8 protein-coding genes are annotated in these 6,309 nt (G+C 66.8%); 1 reads left to right on the forward strand and 7 read right to left on the reverse strand.

The window, feature by feature from the left end:
• On the forward strand, positions 1 to 1,120 hold a 1,120-nt coding region (locus H928_RS0100130), incomplete at its 5' end, for a pseudouridine synthase (RefSeq protein WP_021024650.1).
• 76 nt (positions 1,121 to 1,196) lie between these two features.
• Here H928_RS0100130 and H928_RS0100135 read toward each other — a convergent pair.
• From H928_RS0100135 to H928_RS0100165, 7 genes are all read right to left on the reverse strand, one after another.
• Positions 1,197 to 1,655 (reverse strand): hypothetical protein, encoded by a 459-nt coding sequence (locus H928_RS0100135; protein WP_021024651.1) that lies wholly within the window; start codon positions 1,653 to 1,655, stop codon positions 1,197 to 1,199.
• A gap of 9 nt (positions 1,656 to 1,664) precedes the next feature.
• Entirely contained in the window at positions 1,665 to 2,969 is a 1,305-nt protein-coding gene (locus H928_RS0100140; protein WP_027010345.1) for an amidase, read from the reverse strand.
• 76 nt (positions 2,970 to 3,045) lie between these two features.
• Positions 3,046 to 3,711 (reverse strand): hypothetical protein, encoded by a 666-nt coding sequence (locus H928_RS0100145; protein ID WP_021024653.1) that lies wholly within the window; start codon positions 3,709 to 3,711, stop codon positions 3,046 to 3,048.
• On the reverse strand, positions 3,708 to 4,523 hold the full coding sequence (locus H928_RS0100150; protein ID WP_021024654.1) for a hypothetical protein: 816 nt from the start codon (positions 4,521 to 4,523) through the stop codon (positions 3,708 to 3,710). The genes H928_RS0100145 and H928_RS0100150 overlap by 4 nt, the downstream gene beginning before the upstream one ends.
• On the reverse strand, positions 4,520 to 5,008 hold the full coding sequence (locus H928_RS0100155) for a hypothetical protein (RefSeq protein WP_021024655.1): 489 nt from the start codon (positions 5,006 to 5,008) through the stop codon (positions 4,520 to 4,522). Before H928_RS0100155 ends, H928_RS0100150 begins: the two co-directional genes overlap by 4 nt.
• 12 nt (positions 5,009 to 5,020) lie before the next feature.
• Positions 5,021 to 5,689 (reverse strand): hypothetical protein, encoded by a 669-nt coding sequence (locus H928_RS0100160; RefSeq protein ID WP_021024656.1) that lies wholly within the window; start codon positions 5,687 to 5,689, stop codon positions 5,021 to 5,023.
• Positions 5,689 to 6,309, reverse strand: a 621-nt coding sequence (locus tag H928_RS0100165) for a hypothetical protein (RefSeq protein WP_306729877.1), incomplete at its 5' end; no start/stop codon positions are given. The genes H928_RS0100160 and H928_RS0100165, both read right to left, overlap by 1 nt.

Here is a 6,309-nt window from a genome sequence, read left to right on the forward strand (position 1 = left end):
CGACCCGCGCCAGGATGGCCGCCGCCCCGCAGGCCCCCGCCAGGATGACCGTCGCAACGAGGGCCCACGTAGCTTTGGCCCGCGCCAAGACGACCGCCGCAACGACGGCCCACGTAGCTTTGGTCCACGCCAGGATGACCGCCGCAATGACGGCCCCCGTGGCTTTGGCCCCCGCTCGGACGGCCCCCGTTCCTTTGGCGCCGGTCCACGCCAGGATGGCTTCCGCTCCGAGCGTCCACGCGACGAAGCTCCGCGCCGGGATGCCCCGCGCCGCGAGATGCCGTCCAACGTCTGGCGTGCCGATGCGCCCCAGCGCACCATGCAGACCGCCAAGGCCCAGGCCCAGAATGAGCAGTTGAAGGCCGAAGGCCAGGTGCGCGTGAACAAGCGCCTGTCCGACCTGGGCCTGTGCTCGCGCCGCGAGGGCGATGCCTGGATCGAGAACGGCTGGGTGCTGGTCAATGGCGTGGTCGCGACGATGGGCCAGCTGGTGGAGCTGACCGACAAGATCGAGATCCAGCGCGAGGCGCAGGACTTGCAGGCCCAGCAGGTGACGATCCTGATCAACAAGCCCATGGGCTATGTCAGCGGCCAGGCCGAAGATGGCCATGAGCCGGCGGTGGTGCTGGTCAACCCGCCCAACCACTGGCGCGAGGACCATAGCAAGACCCGCTTCAACTTCAGCCAGCTCAAGGGCCTGGCCCCTTGCGGCCGTCTGGATATCGACTCGATTGGCCTCTTGGTGATGACCCAGGACGGCCGCATTGCCAAGCACATCATTGGCGAGGACTCCGAGGTCGAGAAGGAATACCTGGTGCGCGTGACCTATGGCGCCGTTGAGCAGGATGTGCAGCAGCACTTCCCTGGCGACAAGCTGGCGCTGCTGCGCCATGGCCTGTCGCTGGATGGCGAAGCGCTGCTGCCCGCAGGCGTGGAATGGCAAAACCCCGAGCAGCTGCGCTTTGTGCTGCGCGAAGGCAAGAAGCGCCAGATCCGCCGCATGTGCGAGGCCGTGGGCCTGTTTGTGGTGGGCTTGAAGCGCATCCGCATCGGCAAGGTGGTGCTGGGCAATCTGCCGGTGGGGCAGTGGCGCTATCTGGGCGAGAACGAGCAGTTCTAAGCCGCATCCGCAGCGGCCATCCCGGGATGGCTGCCGCTGACCCAAGCCCTCTCTGGTCGGTACCGGCCTGGGGGGCTTAGTTTTTGGCGATCGGCGGTTTGTTCGGGCGCGCCGCTGCAATGCCGCGGGCCATGCGCGCATTGCGCACTGCGGCGAGGCTCAGGCCCAACTGCGCAGCCACATCGGCGTCGGATGCGGTGCCCAGCAGCATCACCTCGTTAGGTTGCCAGCTGTGCTGGCTGTGCTTGCCCCGGCTGCTGTCCTGCGGCGCAATACCTAGGGATCCACGCTTGGCCACCACGCTGGCCTTGCTGATGCCCCAGCGGGTAGCCAGGCTGGCATCGCTGTCCTGGCCCAGCGCGGCGAGCATCTCCGGCGTCCAGTCCACATGGCCAAAGGCGGCAATGCCCAGGCTGTTGCGCTTGAGGTTCACCGTCTTGGCGCTGGTGCCCCAGCGCTCGGCCAGTACCGCATCCTTGTCCGTCCCCAGGGCGGCCAGCATCTCGTCGGTCCATTGCAGGCTTGCGCGTCCCATGGGGTCTCCCTATGCCTGGGCCAGCGCCTGCTCGGCGGCAGCGGCCAGGGCCAGCAAGCTGGCGTCCTGCATGCGCGCGCCCACCAGCATCAGGCCGACGGGCAGGCTGCCCGCAGAGCGCAGCAGCGGCAGCGAAATGGCCGGCAGGTCGTAGAAGTTGAAGATCGAGGTGTTGCGCAAAATCAGTGCATTGGCGGCGAAGAAGGCGCTGTCGTCCTCCAGCAGCGGTGCAATGGCTGGCGCGGTGATGGCGATGGTGGGCAGCAGCAGCAGGTCCACCTCCTGCATGGCGGCATCCATCTGGGCCATCCATTGCTGGCGCTGCTGCAGCAGCTGGATGTAGTAGGGCGCCGTCAAGGCGCGGCCCTTGTCCATGCGCGAGAGCACGCGTGGGTCAAGGGCATCGCGCGCGTCTACCAGCGCCTGTTGGTGAATGGCGGCGGCCTCGGCCGCAATCAGGGTGCCCTCGCTTTGCAGCTGCGCGGGCGCGGCCATCAGCGCTTGCCAGGGCAGCTTGCGGATGCTGGCGCCTTGCGCCTGCAATGTGGCGATGGCCTGCTCGGTCTGGGCCAGCACCTCGTCGCTGCAATCGGTCCAGGGCAGGCCCTGGGGCAGGCCAATGCGCAGGCCTTGCAGGCTGCGCTGGGGCAGAGGCTGGGGGATGGCGCCGGCCATGGTGGCGTCGGCGGCCGCGCAATCGGCCACCGTGCGGGCCAGCGGGCCCAGCGCATCGAGGGTGTAGGACAGCGGAAACGCCCCGTCGCGCGAGACCCGCGCCTGCGTGGGCTTGAAGCCGGTGACGCCATTGAAGGCGGCGGGGATGCGCACCGAGCCGCCGGTGTCCGAGCCAATGGCGATATCGACCAGGCCCCGGCCGACGCTGACCCCCGCGCCGGAGGACGAACCGCCGGGGATGTGCAGCGCATTGGCCGCATTGCCCGGCGTGCCGAAATGGGGGTTGATGCCCACGCCCGAGAACGCGAACTCCGTCATATTCGTCTTGCCGACGATCACCGCGCCGGCAGCGCGCAGGCGCTGTACCACCGGCGCATCTTGTGCGGCCGGGGCGCTTTGGCGGCGCATTTTTGCGCCGGCGGTGGTCACCTGGCCTGCGACATCGAGCAGGTCCTTGATGGACACGAGCTTGCCATCGAGCGGGCCTAGCGACAGGCCGCGCGCTGCGCGCTGGTCTGCGGCCTGCGCGGCCTCTTGGGCGGACTCGGGGTAGAGCTGGGTGAAGATGCGCTGCGCCTCGTCGCCCAGAGAGTTCAGGGTCTGCAGGCTCTGGGCAAGGCGTTCGGCGCTGGTGGGCATGGCGAAATCATTCAAAAATCTGATGGGAATGCCATCGTAACCAATAACCAGGGGCTGCAGGGTCTCGCGCAGGGCCTCAAGGCACGGACGCTGTGAAGCTCAACTGCCCGCTGTAGTTGCCGGCCGTGCGGCTGATGGTGCTGTTGTAGCCAAAGGTCCAGTTGGCATTGCGGATGGTGACCAGGCTGTTGACCGTGCCGGTGCCACCGCCTGTGACATTGACACTGGTGCCGGTACCGCTGGCGGGAATGGTGGGCGCCGGCAGGGCCGCGTCGCTGCTGGTGATGCTGACCATGTTCATCGGAATGGTGTTGGAGCCACTGGTCAGCGCGGTGGTGACGGTGGCGAAAACGCTGACCTGGCCGCCATTGCTGCGCACCTCCACGGGCAGCACATTGCCGCTGGCGGCAACCGCAAACGTGGGCGCCGTGCCATTCCAGTTGACGGCCGTGTTGTTGCCCGTGGTCGGCGTGGTGGGCACCGCAGGAATGGATGGGCTCAGATTAAAGCTGACCTGCGAGGTGGTGCCACCCGGGGTGGGCCAGGCACCATCGCCGATGCGAAAGAACAGGAACTTGTCCACCTGGATGGAAAAGTTCAGTGCCACTGCAGGCGTGTTACGGGGCAGGTTGCCGGTGCCCGAGGTCGCACTGGCTGCTTGCGCACTGCTGGCGGCAGCGGCGAGTGCCAGCAGCAGAAGCGCCTGGCGCATCAGCATCAGCGGGCAGCGCGGCGTGCTCATTGGAAATCCGCATTCAGCTTGAAGCTGCCCTTGTCCCAGTCCAGCAGGCCGCTGGCCTTGATGGGATAGCTGGGTTGCAGGGCCGCCTGGCCATCGTCGGCCTTGGGGACGAGGGCCAGGTGCCGGGTCTGGCCGGGCATGATCGGCGTGCCTTCGACGGCGAGCAAAAAGCTGCGGCCTTGTGCATCCTTGGCGTCGACGGTGCCGTCGAGCCGGCCATGGGCGTCGCCCGCGTTGCGCACGGTGATGGCAGGAACACGCTTGCCGGCGATGTCGCGCATGCCGATCTGCTGGACTTCGAGCTTGGGCTCGGCGCCGCCCAGCATCACATAGACGGCCACGGCAATCCGGCCGGTGACTGGCAGGCTCAGGTTGGCGCCACCGCTTTGGATGATGGTCTGCTGCGCGGGCTCCACCCCTTCGATGGCGATCATGAAGCGGCATTCGCCGCGCGCTGCATCGGCCGGTGGCGTGATCTGGAAGCGAAAGGCCTGCTTGGTCTGCGCGGGCACTTTGACGGTGCGGCGCTCCAGCGCCACCCAGGGGCGGCAGCTGCCGGGCAAGAGCTCATCGTGGTAGGTGATCTGGCCATCGGCCGAGTAGCTCCAGTCCAAGGTGCGTACCGACAGGGCGGTGGCGGCCGAGCCCAGGTTGTGCAGATCGATGGATTGGCCCAGGCGCTCGCCGCTCTTGGCGCTCAGCTCAAAGCGCGACGGGGAGACCGCCATCTCGAACGGTGCTGCCTGTGCCAGGCAAGCGACAAGTGGCAGGGCCAGAGCCAGAGAGCGGCGCACAACGGAGAGAAAACTCATGGCTGGGTCTCGATTTCAAAATAGGATTCAAAGCGCAGGTTGCCGCCTTGGCCGATTTGCAGCTCGCGGCGGTCAATGCGCAGTTGCAGGTCAAAACTCTCGGTGATCCAGGGCGCGCGCACCACACCGGACCAGACCAGCACCCGGTCGCCAGGTCGGCCCATTCCCCCCTGGAACAGTCCGCTGCTGCGCCACTGCAGCTGCATGCCTGCTGGCGAGCGCAGGCCGGCGATGGCCAGCGGAATCACGTAGTAAATGCGTGCCTGCTTGCCTACATAGGCGGCGGTGGCCAGGCGGTATTCGATATGACCAAAAGGCAGGCTGATGGTCTGGTTGTCCAGCATCTGCGCATTGCGGAAATCGGTGCCCACCTGGGCGCGGGGCGAGGTCGAGTCGTCCAGCCGGGTGGCCTGGGCGTGCGCACTCTGGCCCAGGACGCAGGCGGCGAATAACGCAGCGAAACAGCGAAAGCGAAAACCCGGCATGCACCAGCCTCCTTATTCCATCGACGCGGTGAAATACACCGTGCCCAGGTATGTTCCTGCTGGATAGATCGTGTCGTTGGCATAGCTGAATGTCAAGCGCGTGGCGACCATGGTGTTGGACTGGTAGGTCCAGCCCAAGCAAAAAATAATAAGCGGGAACGAACAGTAGGTGGCATTGGCGTTGAAGCTGGCCAGCTGCTGGTTGGCGGCCCCTGTGAACTGGCCGCTCTGGATATCGCCAGCGCCGGCGCCGCTGGTGTTGCTGGCTGTCCAGCTGATCTTGCTGAACGGGATGATGGTGGCGCCACAGCCACTGCTTTGGCAGCTCAGGCCGGTGCTGGAATCCACCCGCAGGGTGACCGGCCGGGCGGTGGACGAGGTGGTGGCGGGACGAATCGGCGTCACCGAGATGTCGATGGCGGGCGAGCCCGTTACCGGCGTGGGTGTGAGGCCCACGTTGTTGCCGGTGACATTGAACTGCACCGTATCCACACCGGCAGCGGACCCCACCTGCAGCGACAGCGCATAGTTGCTGGTGCTGGCGCTGTCGCTGACCGTGATGATGACGGCCTTGGCAGGCAGGCTGATGCCGCAGGCGAGCAGCACCAGCCCCGCGCTCAGCGGTGCGCGCACTGCCTGCAAGGCGGCGCGCGTGGTGGTGGTTGCGTCGCGCTTGCGCATCAGATGCCCGTGGCCGTGTAGGTGACGGCGTTGGTGTAGGTGCCTGCCGTCCAGCTGCTGGCCGTGCCGGTCAGCGCATAGGTCCAGGTGCCGCTCATCAAGGTGTTGGTCGAGATGGTGGTGGAAGCACAGGAGCCCAGGTTGGCGCCGGGGTGCGGCAGGGGCGTGGTGCCGCCGGCCGTGACGGTGAAGCTGGTACTGGCCGGGCCGCCGGTGGCGCTCCAGGTGCCCATCGCGCAGTTGATGGTGGCCGAGCCGGCATTGGTCCAGGCGGCCACATTCAGCACATTGCCCGTGGGGGTCGTCGTCACTGTCGGGGCAGTGCCATCCCAGGGTACCTGGACATTGTTGGCCGTGGCCGTGGGCGTGGTCGTCGGTGTGCCAGGAATGGTCAGCGATGCGGCCCAGGAGACCGTGTCCTGCGTGGCATTGGTGGTGCCGACCTTGAGCAGAATCAGCTTGGGGATGACCACGCTCAGGTTGACCTTGGCGGTGGCGGTCACGGTGCCGCTACCGGTGGCGGCGAAGCCGTACTGGCTTTCAGCCAGGGCATGGCCGGTGCTGGCCAGGGCCAGGGCGGTGCCCAGGGCCAGCGCATTCAATTTTGGGTGTTTCATGGT

Source organism: Comamonas sp. B-9 (assembly GCF_000410635.1).
In the GTDB taxonomy this organism is placed as follows: domain Bacteria; phylum Pseudomonadota; class Gammaproteobacteria; order Burkholderiales; family Burkholderiaceae_C; genus Comamonas.